Here is a 16,999-nt window from a genome sequence, read left to right on the forward strand (position 1 = left end):
AACCCCACCGTGTCCGCATTCAGACGGCTGCTGCGGCGCCTGCGTGTCCCGACGGCCGTGCTCACGGGCCTCCTGCTGGCCGCCGGCGGCCTCGTCGGCACGGTCGCCACGCCGGCCCAGGCCGCCACCTCGATCACGGTCAACGGCACGTCCGGCGGCCGGACCTTCGACGGCGTCGGCGCGATCAGCGGCGGGGGCGGCAACAGCAGACTCCTGGTCGACTACCCCGAGCCCCAGCGAGGCCAGGTCCTCGACTACCTCTTCAAGCCCGGCTACGGCGCCTCCCTCCAGATCCTCAAGGCCGAGATCGGCGGCGACACCAACTCCACCTCCGGCGCCGAACCGAGCCACCAGCACACCCGCTCCGACCTGAACTGCGATCGGGGCTACGAGTGGTGGCTCATGGAGCAGGCCAAGGCCCGCAACCCCGCCATCAAGCTCTACGGCCTCGCCTGGGGCGCGCCCGGCTGGATCGGCGGCGGCAACTTCTGGTCCACCGACATGGTCAACTACCTGGTCTCGTGGCTGGGTTGCGCCAAACAGCACGGGCTGACCATCGACTACCTCGGCGGCTGGAACGAGCGCGGCTACAACGTCTCCTGGTACGTGCAACTACGTAACGCGCTCAACGCGGGCGGCTACGGCAACGTCAAGATCGTCGCCGCCGACTCGGACTGGGCCGTGGCGAACGACGTCAACTCCAACGCGGCGTTCCGGGCGGCGGTGGACAGCATCGGCACGCACTACCCCTGCGGCTACCGGTCCGCACAGACCAACTGCTCGGTCCCGGCGGCGGCCACCTCGACCGGCAAGCAGCTGTGGGCCAGCGAGAACGGCTCGGACGACTACAACGCGGGCGCCCCGGCCGTGGCCCGCGGCATCAACCGCGGCTACATCGACGGCCGGATGACCGCCTACCTCAACTGGCCGGTGGTCGCCGCGATCACCCCCAACCTGCCGTACCCCACCATGGGCGTCGCCCTGGCCGCGCAGCCGTGGTCCGGGCACTACGCGGTCGGCAAGAACACCTGGGTCATGGCGCAGACCACCCAGTTCACCGCCCCCGGCTGGAAGTACCTCGACTCCTCCAGCGGTTACCTCGGCGGCAACCGGAACAACGGCAGCTACGTCTCGCTGAGGTCCCCCGGCACCTCCGACTACTCCACCGTCATCGAGACGATGGACGCGGGCAGCGCCCAGACCCTGGACCTGAACGTGACCGGCGGCCTGTCGAACGGGACCGTCCACGTCTGGTCGACCGACGTCAACTCCACCAACCCGGCCGACCAGTTCGCGCACACCGCCGACATCACGCCCTCCGGCGGCTCCTTCAGCCTGACCGTGCAGCCCCACCGCGTCTACACCCTCACCACCACGACCGGCCAGGGCAAAGGCACCGCCACCGGCCCCGCCCAGGGCGCCATGAGCCTGCCGTACAGCGACTCCTTCGACGGCTACGCCACCGGCACCGAGGCGAAGTACCTCATGGACTGGCAGGGCGCCTTCGAGGTGACGGCCTGCGGCGCCGGACGCGGCGGCAGGTGCGTACGCCAGATGAGCCCCCAGAAGCCGATCACGTGGGACGCGCTGTCCGACCCGCACGCCCTGCTCGGCGACGTCGGCTGGGGCAACTACACGGTGTCGTCCGACGTCCTGCTCGAACAGCCGGGATACGTCGAGCTGATCGGCCGCGCGAACGGCCAGGACTACAGCAGCACCGGCGGGCTGAACGCCTACCACCTGCGGGTCAGCGACACCGGGGCCTGGCAGATCCTCAACTCGAACACCAACGGGAACGTCGCCACCCTCGCGAGCGGCACGACCGGAGCGCTCGGCACCGGCCGGTGGCACACCCTGGCCCTCACCTTCTCCGGCACCACCATCACCGCCGCCATCGACGGCGCGACGGCCGGTTCCGCGAGCGACCGCACCTGGGCGGGCGGGCAGATCGGCTACGCGACCAGCCAGAGCGAGACGGCGCAGTTCGACAACCTGTCCCTCACCCCCGGCAGCGGGGGAGGCGGTACGACCGGACGGATCGTCGGGGTCGCCTCCGGCCGGTGCGTGGACGTGCCCAACCAGTCGCAGACCCCCGGCACCCAGGTGACGCTGTGGGACTGCAACGGCGGCGCCAACCAGCAGTGGGCGAGCACCACGGCCGGTGAACTGCGGGTCTACGGCAACTCCTGCCTGGACGCGGGGAGCGGCGCCACCGGCGCCAAGGCCGTCATCGCGGCGTGCACGGGCGCCGCCGGACAGAAGTGGGCGTTCCACGACGACGGCACCATCACCGGCACCCCGTCCGGCCTGTGCCTGGACGCCACCGGCTCGGGAACCGCCAACGGCACCCTGCTGGCGCTGTGGACCTGCACCGGAGCCGGCAACCAGAAGTGGACGCGCGACTGACCGGCGCACCCATCCCGATTTTGAAGGGCACCCGCATGACCTTCACCCAGCACCCCCTCAGCCGCCGCCGGCTGCTCGCGGCGACCGGCGCGGCCACCGCCCTCGGCCTGCTGCGGTTCGCCCCGCAGGCCGCCGCCACCGACGGCCCCTCCAGCTACACCGCGAGCTGGGCCTCCGTCGACCAGCACCCCCCGTCCCCGGCCTGGTTCCAGGACGCCAAGTTCGGCATCTACTACCACTGGGGAGCCTTCAGCGTCCCCGCGTTCGGCAACGAGTGGTACCCGCGCAACATGTACGTCGGCGGCTCGAACGAGAACCGCCACCACATCGCCACCTACGGCGACCCCTCGGCGTGGCCGTACCACAACTTCATCGACGGAGCCCGCGACAAGGCGGGCAATTTCGTCCAGTTCGCCCCCAAGCTCGCCTCGCAGGGCGGGAGTTGGGACCCAGACGCCTGGGCCAGGCTGTTCAAGGCGGCGGGCGCCCGGTTCGCGGGCCCTGTCGCCGAACACCACGACGGGTTCTCGATGTGGAACAGCCGCGTAAACCCCTGGAACTCCGTCCAGCACGGCCCGAGACTCGACCTCGTCGGGCTGCACGCCCAGGCCATCCGGGGGCAGGGCCTGAAGTTCATGGCCTCGCTGCACCACGCGTACCACTTCAACGGCTACTACGACCACGTCCCCGGCCAGTCCGACCCCGCCCTGCGCATCCTCTACGGCCAGCAGGGCACGGCGGCCGAGAACAAGCTCTGGTACGACAAGCTGATCGAGGTCATCGACGGCTACCAGCCGGACCTGGTCTGGCAGGACTTCGACCTGAACCTCGTACAGGAGTCCTACCGGCTCCAGTTCCTCGCGCACTACTACAACCAGGCCGTCGCCTGGAACAAGGACGTGGCCGCGACCTACAAGGACGGCCTCAACAACAAGGGCGAGGTCTTCGACTTCGAGCGCGGCGGCCCGGCGGGGCTGCTCACCCCCTACTGGCTGACCGACGACAGCATCTCCTCCTCCAGCTGGTGCTACACCGTGGGCATCGGCTACTACACGACGCAGGCCCTGCTGCACGCGCTGATCGACCGGGTCAGCAAGGGCGGCACCATGCTGCTGAACATCGCGCCGATGGCCGACGGCACCATCCCCTCCGGCCAGCAGTCGATCCTGCTCGGCATGGGCGACTGGCTCGGCCGCTTCGGCGAGGCCGTCTACGGCACCCGCACCTGGACCAGCTACGGCGAGGGCCCCACCAAGATGGGCGGCGGCTCGTTCAGCGGACCGGTGGCCGGGAAACCGCAGGACGTCCGCTTCACCCGCAGCCAGGACAACAAGGTCCTCTACCTCACCGCGCTGGGCTGGCAGGGCGCCACCCTGACCGTCACCACGCTGAGTTCCGGGCGGTTCAACCTCGGCACCCTGACCTCGGCGCAGCTGTTGAACAACACCGCCGGTACCTACACCAACCTGCCCGCCCCGACGCAGGACGCCTCCGGCCTGCACTTCGCCATGCCGTCGTCGAATCCGCCGTACAGCGCGCTGGCCTACACGGTCAAGCTCACGTTCTCCGGTGAGATCCCCGTGCTGGGCGCACCGGGCGGCTCCACCGCCTGGGTCAGGATCGCCAATGTGACCAGCGGGCTGGTGCTCGACAGTGGGGGCTCCGTCGCCTCCGGTTCCAACCTCAAGCAGTGGAACTACGACGGCAGCGCCAACCTCCAGTGGCAGCTCGTCGACCTCGGGAACGGCTACTTCCGCATCATGAACCGCGCCAACGGCATGGCCGCCGACAGCTGGGGCAACGCCGCCAACGGCGCTCCCGCCCGGCAGCAGGCGTGGAACGGCGGCAACAACCAGCAGTGGTCGCTGAACAGCCTCGGCGGTGACCGCTATCAGATCGTCAACCGGGGGACCGGTACCGCCCTCGACGGCAGCGGGAGCACGACCGTGGGTGCGACTGCGGCGCTGTGGGCACCGAATGCGAGCACCAACAACGCGTGGACGGTCACTGGGGTGTGAGCTGCCCGGTCGGCCCGTCTGTTGGACGACTCTCTGTCATCCGCGCTTCCTGTTCATCCCCCACAACGGAAGAGGACGTGCATGAAACACAAACCGCTCCTGCTGTCCCTCGTGGCAGCGATGCTCCTCGTTCTGTCAGCCGCCGGAACCTCCTTAGGCCAAGGCCGCGCCGCGCCGACCTCCGGTTGCGGCAAGGCGCCGACCCTGACCAGCGGCACCCACACGATCCAGAGCGGTGGCCAGAACCGCAGCTACATCCTCAGGGTCCCGGCTGGCTACGACAACAACCGCCCCTACCGGCTGGTCTTCGGCTTCCACTGGCTGGGCGGCACCATGAACGACGTCGACTCGGGCGGCACCGACGGATACAACTGGTCCTACTACGGCCTGCGGCGCCTCGCGGACAGCGCGAACAACGGCACGATCTTCGTCGCCCCCCAGGGCAACGGCAACGGCTGGGCCAACCCCGGCGGCCAGGACGTGGCCTTCGTCGATGCCATGGTCAGCCAGATCGAGTCGGGCCTGTGCGTCGACTCCAGCCAGCTGTTCTCCGCCGGCTTCAGCTACGGCGGCGCGATGTCCTACGCCCTCGCCTGCTCCCGGGCCACGGTCTTCCGCGCGGTCGCGGTCTACTCCGGCGCGAACCTCAGCGGGTGCAGCGGCGGCAACCAGCCCATCGCCTACATGGGACTGCACGGCCTCCGGGACAACGTGCTGCCCATCCAGTCGGGACGGGACCTGCGCAACACCTTCGTCCGGGCCAACGGCTGCACCCCGCAGAATCCGCCCGAGCCGGCCAACGGCAGCCTGACGCACATCATCACCACCTACTCCGGATGCCGGTCCGGATACCCCGTCACCTGGGCCGCGTTCGACGGAGCGGGACACGACCCCGGCCCGATCGACGGCTCCACCGGTGACGGCTGGCGCACCTGGACGTCGGGGGCGGTGTGGCAGTTCTTCACCCAGTTCGGCTCCAACAACGAGCCGCCGCCGACCACAGGGAACCAGCAGATCGTCGGCCGGCAGTCCGGGCGCTGCCTCGACATCAACAACTCCACGACCACCAACGGCACCCAGGCCCAGCTCTGGGACTGCAACAGCGGCTCGAACCAGCGGTGGACCTACTCCACCGGAAAGCAACTGGTCGTCTACGGCACCAAGTGCCTGGGCGTCGGACAGTCTCCCGCCAGCGGTACACCGGCGACGATCGGGGACTGCGGCGGGCAGGCGGACCAGCAATGGAACGTCAACGCCGACGGCACGATCACCACGGCGCAGGCGGGCCTGTGTCTGGACGCGGTCGGCCAGGGCACCGGGAACGGGACGAAGATCCAGGTGTGGAGCTGCTCGGGAGGTGACAACCAGCACTGGAGCATGCGGAACTGACCTGTCTGCGGGGGCCAGGCACGGTGACGTGACCGGGCCTGGCCCCCGGTTTTCTGTAAGAGCCGTCAGCCCACGACCGCCGCGCGTACGCACAGTACGTCCGGCAGGTGCGAGGCCAACTGCCGCCAGGTGTCGCCCTCGTCGGCCGACGCGAACACCTCGCCGTTGCGGTTGCCGAAGTAGACGCCCGCCGGGTCCGCGTCGTCCGTGCACAGCGCGTCCCGCAGCACCGTGCCGTAGTGCGCGGCCTGCGGGAGGCCCGCGCTCAGCGGCTCCCACGTCTCGCCCGCGTCCGTCGTACGGAACACCCGGCAGCGGTGGTCCGCCGGGACCCGGTCGGCGTCCGCCGTGATCGGGAAGACGTACGCCGTACCGCCCCGGTGCGGGTGCGCGGCGACCGCGAAGCCGAACGTCGACGGCAGACCCGCGCCGATGTCCTTCCAGTGCGCGCCCCCGTCGTCGCTGCGGTACACGCCCCAGTGGTTCTGGAGGTACAGCCGGTCCGGGTCCGCCGCGTCCCGCGAGACCTTGTGCACGCACTGGCCGAACTCCGGGTCCGGGTCCGGCAGGAACACCGCCGAGACACCCGAGTTGGACGGCGCCCAGCTCGCCCCGCCGTCCGTCGTACGGAACACGCCCGCCGTCGACACCGCGACCGTCACCGCGCGCGGGTCGCGGGCGTCCGTCAGGACCGTGTGCAGGCCCTCACCGCCGCCGCCCGGAACCCACTTCGAGCGCGTCGGGTGCTCCCACAGCGGCCGGACCAGCTCGAAGCTCTCGCCCCGGTCCTCCGAGCGGTACAGCGCCGCCGGTTCCGTGCCCGCGTACACCACGCCCGGTTCGGCCGCCGCCGGGTGCAGCTGCCAGACGCGCTCCAGCGAGGCCTCCGTGTCCTGCGGGAACTTCACCGCCGGCTTCGCCGGTTCCGTCCACGTCCGCCCCAGGTCGTCCGAGTGGAACACCGACGGGCCCCAGTGCGCGCTGTCGCCTCCGGCGAGGAGGCGCGGCGATGCGCCCCTCGTGTCGATGGCGACCGAGTAGATCGCCTGCGCGTTGAAGTACGGGCTCTCGTCGAACTCCCACTCCGTGCCGCTCTTCCTGCGCCCGATGAACAGGCCCTTGCGGGTTCCCACGGCGAGCAGTACCTCGGTCATTTCCGGTCACCTCCGCGACGTCTTTGTCCCAGCACCGGCCAGTCTGCACCCCGCCACTGACAGTCACCTCCGGAGTCCATATCGTCGCAGGTCAGCAGGGTCGGACAGAGGTTCGAGCGCCTCTCCTCGGGCGCATTCCGGCGGACGCCTGCGCGGGTGGCGGGGTGCGTGGGAATGTCGGGTCACACGACTCGCCCTGAGCATCCGGGCGGCTCGCTTCGTATGGAAGTGCGGTCGGGGGATGTTCGCGCGCTCATGAGGAGGAAGCCTGCGATGGCGTTCCGTGGTCCGGGGATGTGGCTGTGGCGCGATCGGCGCCCGCAGGGGTCGGTGTGGCGTGATCGGCGGGCGCGGGTGCTGCTGTGGCGCTGGCGGAGCAATCCCCTCCGGCGGCGTTCCGACGTCGTCGAGGCGTGGGTGCTGCTCGGGGCGTGGGTGTTCGCCGTCCTGACCGGGGTCCTTGCCGGGTGGGCCGCCGCCGACAGCATGGAACAGGGGCTCGCCCGCGAGCGCGCGGAGTGGCACACGGTCGAGGGGACCCTCGCGGAGTCGGCTCCGCCGCCGTCCGCCGACCCGCAGAGTCCCGCCCGTACGGAGCAGCTCTGGACCAAGGTCACCTGGCCCGGGCCCGACGGCATACCCCACTCCGGCCAGGTCCGGGTCCCGGCGGGCAGCTCCGCGGGCACGCACGTCCAGGTCTGGACGGACGCGCAGGGCCGCCTGGTCACCGAGCCGACCACCCCTTCCCAGGCCCGCCTGCGCTCCACCCTGGTCGGCACCCTCGCGGGCACCGCGACGGCGGCGGTCCCTTTCATCACCGGCAGGCTCCTGCGGGGGCGGCTGGAGCGGCGGAGGATGGATCAGTGGGGGGCGGACTGGGCTCGGTTCGATCCGCTGTGGGGGAGGCGGCAGACGGGGTGAGGGTGGTCCGAGTGTGTGAGGCTGGGAACCGGGGTTCAGAGGTGTGCCGTCAGGGTTCGGCACAGGGTCAGTAGCTTCTCGTCCTGGACGATGGTCTGTCCGCTCGGCCCGGTCGTGTGGCGGCGTCGGTGGGTCAACTCCGTTGTCGCCAGGTCGAGTAGAGGTGCGGCGGCTTCGGGGGTGAGGTTCGTCAGGGTTGTCGCTATGTGTACGCGGGTGTGGGGATGCGATTGCCAAGCGGACCGTAGGACGGTGTTCACCTCGCTCTCGATCTCGCCGGTGACAGAGGTGATCGCGCAGGCCGCCGAGACTCGTTCCCACGTGTCGGGGGAGTCGGTCATGAGACGCCTCAGGCGGGGCAGCGCGGGGCGGGCCGCAGGGCCCAGGTGGGACAGGCGGCGGGCTGTGAGGGCACGGTGGTGGGGGTCGGTGCTGCTCAACTCGTCGAGCAGCACCGGGAGTACGAGGGACACGTCCGGCTCGATCGCCCAGAGTGCCGCAGCAGCAGCCCCCTTGTGTACGCCGCGCAACGCGTCGCGCACGACCGGCAGAGCCTCCCGCGCGGCACTTTCCATCGCCTCCAACGCCCCGAACCCCGCCTCGACAAGCCCGGCAACCCCACGCTCCAACACCCGCACCACCCCAGGCACGGCGCCCGGATCCCGCAACTCCCCGACGGCGACAAGCAACCCCCGGACAACCTCCTCCGACTCGGGCTGCTCAAGAGGCACAACTTCCAAATGCCGCCGCAAGACAGGCGCGAGCGAGGCTCCCTCCGCCCCCAAATACGGCACCACGGCCGCAGCATGCCGAGGCAACTCCCCGTCACCCAACACCTCCCTCAACACCCCCACAGCCCGCCGATCCCCACACCGAGCCAACGCAAGCAACGCCCCTCCCAGCACAACAACTCCCCGAGGCCCACCACCGGAGGCCGTACCCGACCCAACCGATCCACCCCCTCCAACACTCTCGGGCCCAACCTCGCCCACCTCGGCACCCCCTCCGGAAACCACCGACCCCTCAGACCCGCCCACCCCTCCGAACCCAGCCGACCCACTCACCCCACTAGGCACCACCTCGCTCCCCAACGCCCGCACCTCACCAACAGGGAACACCTCGCCGGAAGCTACGGAACTGCCCAGCCTCCTCACCCCTGCGTCGGTGGAGTCCGTGGGGCCGTCCAACTCGCTCGCCTGCGCGTTGCTGGAAGCCGTGGAGCCGCCTGGTCCGCCCGCCTCTGCTGCCTCGGGGGTCGTGGAGTCGTCCAACCTGCTTGTTCCCGCCTCGCCGGAGGGCGTGGTGCCGCTTAGCCTGCTCACGCCTGCGTCGGTGGAGTCCGTAGGTCCGTCCGGTTCGCTGGCTTCCACGTTGCCGGAAGCCGTGGTGCCGCTTAGCCCGCTTACCTCCGCTGCGTTGGAGGTCGAGGGGGCGTCCGGTTCGCTGGCCTGCGCGTTGCTGGAAGGCGTGGCGCCGCTTAGCCTGCCCGCCTTCGCCGCCTCGGGGGCCGTGGGGTCGTCCAGCCCCCTCGTCCTTGCCTCGCCGGAGGTTGTGGTGCCGCCCAGCCCACCCACCCCCGCCTCGGCGGCAGCCGCAGAGCCACCCAGCCCCCTCACCCCTCCGAACCCCGTCACCCTTCCGCCCACCCCCACACCACCGCCCGAAGCTGCCGCCTCCCCCGACCCCGTCCCACCCCCCGCCCTCCACCTCTCGACCCACCCCTCAGGCCGCCCCGCCACCAGCGAGTACAACCGGTCCGCAGCAGGCGCCCCCACCCCGAACAACCCTCCGAGCACAGACACAGCCGCATCCCGCAACCGCCCCTCCTCAGCGACCAGTTGCTCCCCGATCAGCGCGACGAGCCCCGAGTGGTCCGCGCGCCACTCCCGGATGAACCCGGCGGAGAGCAGCACGGCGTTGCAACGGTCTGTGGGGGAGGGGAGGCGGAGTTGGGTCTGGAGGAGGGCGGTTCGGGTGGGGACGTCGTCGGCGAGGGCGCTGTGCAGCGTACGCATCAGATGCGCGCCCTGCTCGTCGGACGGCCGCAGCCGGTGCAACCGCCCCGTGAGCGTCTGCTCCGAGCCCGGCGACTCGCACGCGCGCGTGGACTGCGACGACCGTTCCCGCAGGAGCCGCGCCGTGAGGGCGACCAGGTCGGGCGGGAGCCGATCAGGCGCGTACGCGGCGAGTTGACCGAGGACGGCGAGGCGCAGGACGGGCGGGTTGGGCGAGGGAAGGTACGTGGTGAGGAGCGCGACCGCCTCGCCCGCGTACGCGGGATGCCGCCGCACGAAGAGCCCGACGGCCTCGACGACGGCGATCAGCGCATCGTCGTCCCGCTCGAACCGCAGCCGCCGGCTCAGAAGCGGCAGCACCCGCGAGGGCTCGTCCAGAAACCGCGCCACCCCGGTGACGGCAGCACGCCGAACGGCAGGATCGGAATCAAGGGTGAGCGCGACGAACAACTCACCCCCCGCACGAACGGCAGCCGCCCCCGAACCACCCACCCAGCCAGAAGCACCCTCCGCACCGACCTCACCTGAACCGCCAAACCGGCCCACCGAATCACCCCCCTCCTCCCCAATGCTCAACAACAGCTCCAGCACCCCCGCCCGATCCCCGCCCCCCTCCCGCGCGGCCACCGCCAGCAAGAACGGCACCGCCGCCAGTGTCGAGTCGTACACCCCGCCCCCGTGATGCACAGCCCCGTACAACGCGTCCAGCGCCGCCTCCCGCTCGCCCCGCTCCTCGGAGGCCAGCGCCCGCAGCCACCCGGGTACGTCCCCGGCGTCGCCGTGTGCGTGGTGCAGTGAGGTCCAGTCGACCTCGTCGATCCCCGTGAACACCTGGTCCTCCCCCGGACGGTGTGTCAGAAGTGCCACCTGATCACGAGTGTGCACCACGCCACTGACAACGATGCGGAGTCGAGGGGTGACTCAGAGGAAACGGGACGTCAGAGCCCTGGGGGAAGCGCGCGGTCGAGGATCGCGGTGAGGTCGGCGGAGTCGGGGAGCGTACCGAAGGAGTGCCCCCAGTCCCCGTCGAGCCGGCTCGCGCAGAACGCATCGGCGACGGCGGCCGGGGCGTGCCGGACGAGGAGGGACGCCTGGAGGGTGAGGGCCATGGTCTCGACGACACGGCGGGCCTGGGAGGGGGAGGCGGTCGCGGCCAGACGCCGTACGCGCGCGTGGGCCGCGTCGAGGCGCGCGTCCGCCCCACGGGCGAGGGCGAGTTCCGCGTCGTACGCCTCGGCGGTGGCCGGATCGCGGGTCAGCGCGCGCAGGACGTCGAGCGCGTTGACGTTGCCGGAGCCCTCCCAGATGGACAGCAGGGGGGCTTCCCGGTAGTGGCGGGGCATGCCGGAGTCCTCGACGTACCCGTTGCCGCCCAGGCACTCCAGGGCCTCGGCGGTGAACGCGGGCCCGCGCTTGGTGACCCAGTACTTGCCGACGGCGGTGGCGAGGCGGCGGAAGGCCCGCTCACCGGCGTCCCCGCGCGCGGCGCGGTCGGCGGCGCCCGCGAGGCGCAGGGTGAGCGTCGTCGCCGCCTCGGATTCGAGCGCGAGGTCGGCGAGGACGTTGCGCATGAGGGGCTGGTCCAGCAGGCGCGCGCCGAACGCGGTGCGGTGGCGGACGTGGTGGCCGGCCTCGACGAGGGTCTTGCGCATCAGGGTCGCCGTCGCCATCACACAGTCCAGACGCGTGCAGTTGACCATGTCGATGATGGTCTTCACACCCTGCCCCTCGGGCCCGACCAGCCAGCCGACCGTGCCGTCGAACTCGGGCTCGGAGGACGCGTTGGAGCGGTTGCCGAGCTTGTCCTTGAGGCGCTGGATCCGGAACGGGTTGCGGGTGCCGTCGGGCAGGACGCGCGGGACGAGGAAGCAGGACAGGCCGTCGGGCGCCTGGGCCAGCACGAGGAACACGTCGCACATGGGGGCCGACGTGAACCACTTGTGCCCGCGCAGGACGTACACGCCGGGCTCGGCGGTCGGCGTGGCCGTCGTCGTGTTCGTCCGGACGTCCGACCCGCCCTGCTTCTCGGTCATGCCCATGCCCGCGAGGATGCCGCGCTTCTCCGTCGGCACGCGCAGGCCGGGCTCGTACGCGCGCGCGGTGAGCAGCGGTTCGTACACCTTCGCGAGGTCCGGCTGGTGGCGCAGGGCCGGGACGGCGGCGTACGTCATCGAGACCGGGCAGCCGTGGCCCGCCTCGGTGTGGTTCCACACGAGGCCGCCCGCCGTACGCGCGACGTGCGCGCCGGGGCGGTCGTCCGCCCACGCGGAGCCCGCGAGGCCCTCGGAGACGGCGACGTCCATCAGGGAGTGCCAGCTCGGGTGGAAGTCGACCTCGTCCACGCGGTGGCCGTAGCGGTCGTGCGTGCGCAGGGTCGGTTCGTGGCGGTTGGCCAGGTCGCCCCACTCCTGCGCCTCGACGCCGCCCGCGCGCAGGCCCAGCGCGCGGACGTCCGCCTCGGCCCACGCCGCGCCCTCGCGGCGCAGGCCCTCCAGGAGAGCGGGGTCGGCCGAGGCGTCGTAGGGGGCGAGGGGCGGCGGCTGGTTCGTGACGTCGTGGGTGGCGGACGGAGCGGGCGTCGATGACATGCATCCATGTTGCGCCTCCGCTGCGGCTGTAGCAATAGTGCAACACGAAGAGGCGGGCCGTAGAGTACGTGCCCATGCGCAGGGAGGTTTCGGCGGAGACGGGGCTACGGCCGCTGTCCGCCCGGTCGGTCGTCCTGAGTCTGCTGCTCGGCGCGCAGCCGCCCGAACTGCCGGTGCGGGAACTCGTACGTCTCGTCGAGCCGTTCGGCATCGGCGGGTCCACCCTCCGCGCCGCCCTCAGCCGGATGACCGCCGCCGGCGACCTGCGCTGCGCGGACGCGGTGTACGGCCTCAGCGACCGCCTCCTCGAACGCCGCCGGCGCCAGGACGAGGCGCTGCACCCGCGCACGCGCGCGTGGACCGGCGACTGGGAGATGGCCGTCATCACGACGACGGGCCGCCCGGCGGCGGAACGAGCGGAACTCCGGGCCGACCTGACGGCCCTGCGCCTGGCGGAACTCCGCGAGGGCGTCTGGCTGCGCCCGGCAACGCTCCTGCGCCCTTGGCCCGCCCGCCTCACCGAGCTGACCCACCACTTCACGACACGCCCGACGAACCCGTCCCGGGAACTCGCGGCGACCCTCTGGCCGTTGACGGACTGGAAGACCACCGGCACGGCCCTGCTCCGCCACACGGACCGCTCCACAACCCCAGCCGACCGCTTCACGACTTTCACCGCAGTAGTCCGCCACCTCCTCTCCGACCCCGTCCTCCCACCCGACCTCCTGCCCCCCGGCTGGCCGGGAGAGGCCCTGCGCAGGGCCTACGCCGACTACCGCCAGGAGTTCGAAACCCAACTCACCGGCGAAGGGGACACCGACAACGCGATGGGCGCGGGGCGAAGCAGGGAGGCGGAGGGAGCGCAACGGGCGGAGTGAGGGCCGCACGCGCAGAGGCGGCACGCCGAGGACGGTGCTCAGCCGAAACCCCGAACCCCGGCCGCGCGCAACACCGTGCGGGTGCGTTGCGTGCGGCCGGGTATCCCGTGGGAGGACTACCTGTACGTGATGTCCGACGTCGCGTACTTGCAGTACGTGCCGTCCGGGCCGGAGCCGTTGGTCGTCGGTTCCTTGCCCGTGTTGTTGCCGATGTACTTCTGGCAGGGCACGATCTTGCGGCTGCCGTCGCCGACGATGGTGATGCCCCGCAGGGTCGCGCTGTCACCGTAGTTGGTGTTGATGCCGACGAGCTTGCCGCCGGAGTAGGTCGCCTCGATGGAGTTGAGGTTGACGGTCCGCTTGTACTGCGTCGAGCAGTTGCCGCAGGACCGCACGAAGGTGCCGAAGTTCTGGACGGCGAAGTTGGACACGTTGAGCGTCCCGGCGCCGTTGAACTGGAACACCTTGTCGCTGGCGGAGCGCGCGCCCCCGCCGGAGACGGTGTAGACGTTGGAGGAGGACGAGCCCCGGAAGGTCGCGGCGTCCTCGCCGACGTCCTCCCACCAGACGTTCTGGAGTGTGCAGGCGCCCTTGCAGTGGATGCCGTCGGCGGCGGGCGCCCCGATGATGACGTTCTTCAGGACGGCCCCGGCGGCGAGTTCGAGGATCGGGTCCTGGTCCTCGTTCTGCCCGCCGGTGCCGAGGTCGCCGCTGCCGTAGAGCCGCTTCATCCCGTAGTCCTTGGTGCCGGAGACCGGGATCGTCGCGGTGACGGCCTGGCTCCCGTTGGCAGACGGCCAGGTCGCCGCCTGCACGGGTGAGGCCGCGCCGCTAGTCATGATCATGCCAAACGAGAGCGAGAGTGCGGCGAGGCCACTGCCTGCTGCACGCGTTAAAGAGGTCATGTCCCGTGTGCCTTCTTCCTGTTGGGGAGTGAAACGCCGTGGAAAGAGGGGAGGCGTTCGCGAGGAGTACGAGCCGTCAGAGCTTCCCGACCCCCGCCCCCGCCGACACCGACGCCACCACGGACGACGCCGGCTCAGCGGTGTACGCATACGGCGGCGCCGTGAACGACCCGGTCCGCGACACCTCGGTCACCGCGCCCCCGAGATCGTTGCCGCGCAGATTCGCGAACCCGTCGACATCGCTGCTCCGACTCGTCGTCACCGCGATCTTCGTGTTCCGGAAGACGTTGTTCTCGACGAGCATCTGCGCACCCATCCGCGAGTGCACGCCGGTCTCCGCGCCGGTGACGTAGTTGTCGTAGAAGTGCCCGGTCCCGAACCGCAGACTGGGGATCCGCGAGTACACGTCGCTGAACAGGTTGTGGTGGTACGTCACCCTCAAGTGCCCGGTGTCCTCGGCGGAGTTCTTGTCGCTGTGCCCGACGAGCGACCCCTTGAAGTGGTCCTTGAAGGTGTTCCAGGACACGGTGACGTGGTCCGAGCCGTGATTGATGTCGAGCAGGCCGTCGTAGTGGTCCTTGTCGTGACTGCGGTCGGCGGAGAAGGAGTTGTGGTCGATCCACACCTTCGTCGAGCGCTGCACCTCGATGCCGTCGGCGGGAGCCAGCGGCTTGCTGATGGCGAGGTTGCGGATCACGACGTTCGTGACGTTCTTCAGCCGCAGCCCGCCACCGGTGAACCCGGACGACGAACCGACGCCCAGAACCGTCGTGTTGGACCCGACGTCGACCTGACCGCTCAACGTGATCAGGCCGTTGACCCGCACGACCTTCGAACTACCGCCGGTCACCGCCGACTTGAACGCGTCCAGGGTCGAGACGGTGACCGCCGAGGCGCTGCCGCCACCGGTCGTCCCGGCGCCGAACCCGACGGGCGAGGACTCTGCCGCCCCGGCAGGGTGGGGGAGGGCGAGGGCAAGCGCCGCCGCCAGTGCGGCCTGTGCGGTCCTGCGGGCCAGGGGATGCGTACGCATGGGGGGCGTCCCTTCACGAGGGCATGGTTGTACATGTCCGTGAACAAAAAACGTGATGTTGAGCGCCAGTGCGAGCGTGATGCGGCCTTTGGGGGGAACTAAAGCGCGGCTCGGTCACATCATTGAACGGAACGTAGAGGGCAAGCGCTTTCTGGTCAACGCCTCGCGCAGAACGGATCCGGCCGCTCCGAAAGTCCCGAAAGTCGCGTGGGAGCGCTTCCATGGGGTGGCGTGCCCATGCCACCATGCGAATCGGACGACCGCCGAAGCCGCGCCCTGCCGACGCGACCGAACTCCCCCCGCTGACCCGTCCCCGAGCCGTGACCAGAAGGGACCGATCCGTGTCCACCCTCAATTCCCCCCGCACGGCGCTGCGTTCGGCGCTCACTGCGCTCGTCGTGCTGCTGGCGGCGCTGTTCCTCGCCCCGCCGCCCGCCTCCGCCGCACCCGTGCCGCCCGCGACCTTCACCGAGGTCACCGGCTTCGGCGCCAACCCCAGCAACCTCCGCATGTGGGCGTACGCGCCGGCCAATGTCAGCGCCCACCCGGCCGTCATCGTCGCCGTGCACTGGTGCGGCGGCTCCGCGACCGACATCTACAACGGCAGCGAGTACAAGTCCCTCGCCGACCGGTACGGCTTCGTCGTCGTGTACCCGTCGGTGACCCGCGCCAGCAAGTGCTGGGACGTCTCCTCCCCGCAGGCACTCAAGCGCGGCGGCGGCAGCGACCCCGTCGGCATCAAGTCGATGGTCGACTGGGCGGTCACCAACTACGCCGCCGACAAGACCAAGATCTTCGTCACCGGCATGTCGTCCGGCGCGATGATGACGAACGTCCTGCTCGGCGACTACCCGGACGTCTTCGCGGCCGGCGCCGCCTTCGCGGGCGTCCCCTTCGCCTGCTTCGCCACCACGAACGGCTCCGAGTGGAACAGCGACTGCGCGAACGGCACGATCATCCGCACCCCGCAGGCGTGGGGCGACCTCGTCCGCGGCGCCTACCCCGGCTACACCGGCCCCCGGCCGCGCATGCAGCTGTGGCACGGCACCCAGGACGACACCCTGCGCTACCCCAACTTCGGCGAGGAGATCAAGCAGTGGACCAACGTCCACGGCCTGACCCAGACCCCGTCCTTCACCGACTCGCCGAACGGCTGGACCCGCACCCGCTACGGCTCCACCGGTGACCGGGCCCCCGTCGAGGCGATCAGCGTCCAGACCGGCCATGGCGTGTACGCCGCCGGCATGGGCGCCCGCGTCCTGACCTTCTTCGGCCTCACCCCCGACCCCGGCGGCCCCGGCAACCCCAACCCGCCGACCGGGCCCTGCAAGGTGACGTCCAGCGTCAGCGCCTGGAACACCGGCCTCACCAACTCCGTGACCATCACCAACACCGCCACCGCCGCGGTCAACGGCTGGCGCCTCGCCTTCACCCTCCCCGCCGGCCAGACCATCACCAGCGGCTGGGGGGCGACGTACGCGCCCGCCTCCGGCGCGGTGACGGCCACGAACGTGGCGTACAACGCGGCGCTCGCGCCCGGCGCGTCCGTGACCGTCGGCTACCAGGCCAACCACACCGGCAACTCGGCCGCGCCGAGCGCCTTCACCCTCAACGACACTGCCTGCTCGTAGAGTTGACAGGACGTCAAGAAGCCGGGGGGTCCTGTGACTTCCCGGCTCCGTCCTCTGGACG

The 16,999-nt window shown here is 70.8% G+C and carries 11 protein-coding genes; 6 read left to right on the plus strand and 5 right to left on the minus strand.

Annotated features, from left to right (window positions below; translation table 11 throughout):
- Positions 1-9 precede the first annotated feature (9 nt).
- The 3 genes from J8M50_RS42330 (at position 10) to J8M50_RS42340 (ending at position 5,813) form a co-directional block, all read left to right on the plus strand.
- Positions 10-2,406: a ricin-type beta-trefoil lectin domain protein gene (locus tag J8M50_RS42330; protein WP_010354664.1), complete on the plus strand. Its 2,397-nt coding sequence runs from the start codon at positions 10-12 to the stop codon at positions 2,404-2,406.
- A 35-nt stretch (positions 2,407-2,441) separates the two neighbouring features.
- Positions 2,442-4,424, plus strand: coding sequence for an alpha-L-fucosidase (locus tag J8M50_RS42335; protein WP_029183986.1), 1,983 nt, complete (start codon positions 2,442-2,444; stop codon positions 4,422-4,424).
- An 81-nt stretch (positions 4,425-4,505) separates the two neighbouring features.
- The gene (locus J8M50_RS42340) at positions 4,506-5,813 is read left to right on the plus strand and encodes a ricin-type beta-trefoil lectin domain protein (RefSeq protein WP_010354662.1); all 1,308 of its coding nucleotides are present in this window, start codon (positions 4,506-4,508) and stop codon (positions 5,811-5,813) included.
- A gap of 65 nt (positions 5,814-5,878) precedes the next feature.
- Here the strand turns inward: J8M50_RS42340 and J8M50_RS42345 are convergent, their stop codons facing one another.
- The gene (locus J8M50_RS42345; protein ID WP_010354661.1) at positions 5,879-6,967 is read right to left on the minus strand and encodes a WD40/YVTN/BNR-like repeat-containing protein; all 1,089 of its coding nucleotides are present in this window, start codon (positions 6,965-6,967) and stop codon (positions 5,879-5,881) included.
- 273 nt (positions 6,968-7,240) lie between these two features.
- On the opposite strand from J8M50_RS42345, the gene J8M50_RS42350 reads away from it, so the two are divergent.
- On the plus strand, positions 7,241-7,888 hold the full coding sequence (locus J8M50_RS42350; protein ID WP_010354660.1) for an Rv1733c family protein: 648 nt from the start codon (positions 7,241-7,243) through the stop codon (positions 7,886-7,888).
- A 35-nt stretch (positions 7,889-7,923) separates the two neighbouring features.
- Here the strand turns inward: J8M50_RS42350 and J8M50_RS42355 are convergent, their stop codons facing one another.
- Positions 7,924-10,770: a hypothetical protein gene (locus J8M50_RS42355; RefSeq protein WP_141655591.1), complete on the minus strand. Its 2,847-nt coding sequence runs from the start codon at positions 10,768-10,770 to the stop codon at positions 7,924-7,926.
- Positions 10,771-10,841: 71 nt separating this feature from the next.
- Positions 10,842-12,491 carry an acyl-CoA dehydrogenase family protein gene (locus tag J8M50_RS42360; protein ID WP_010354658.1) on the minus strand — a complete coding sequence of 550 codons (1,650 nt, stop codon included), beginning with the start codon at positions 12,489-12,491 and terminating at the stop codon, positions 10,842-10,844.
- Between the two features lie 74 nt (positions 12,492-12,565).
- On the opposite strand from J8M50_RS42360, the gene J8M50_RS42365 reads away from it, so the two are divergent.
- Positions 12,566-13,369, plus strand: coding sequence for a PaaX family transcriptional regulator C-terminal domain-containing protein (locus J8M50_RS42365; RefSeq protein ID WP_010354657.1), 804 nt, complete (start codon positions 12,566-12,568; stop codon positions 13,367-13,369).
- 116 nt (positions 13,370-13,485) lie between these two features.
- Here the strand turns inward: J8M50_RS42365 and J8M50_RS42370 are convergent, their stop codons facing one another.
- Together J8M50_RS42370 and J8M50_RS42375 are read right to left on the minus strand one after the other, a co-directional pair.
- Entirely contained in the window at positions 13,486-14,214 is a 729-nt protein-coding gene (locus J8M50_RS42370) for a pectate lyase (protein ID WP_370517681.1), read from the minus strand.
- Positions 14,215-14,350: 136 nt separating this feature from the next.
- Complete coding sequence (locus tag J8M50_RS42375) at positions 14,351-15,307, minus strand: pectate lyase family protein (RefSeq protein ID WP_010354655.1); 957 nt, start codon at positions 15,305-15,307, stop codon at positions 14,351-14,353.
- Positions 15,308-15,648: 341 nt separating this feature from the next.
- Between J8M50_RS42375 and J8M50_RS42380 the strand changes: the two genes are divergently transcribed.
- Positions 15,649-16,938, plus strand: a complete 1,290-nt coding sequence (locus J8M50_RS42380) for an extracellular catalytic domain type 1 short-chain-length polyhydroxyalkanoate depolymerase (RefSeq protein ID WP_010354654.1) — start codon at positions 15,649-15,651, stop codon at positions 16,936-16,938.
- The last annotated feature ends 61 nt before the right edge of the window (positions 16,939-16,999 follow it).

This window comes from Streptomyces acidiscabies (assembly GCF_020010905.1).
Classification (GTDB): Bacteria; Actinomycetota; Actinomycetes; order Streptomycetales; family Streptomycetaceae; genus Streptomyces; species Streptomyces acidiscabies.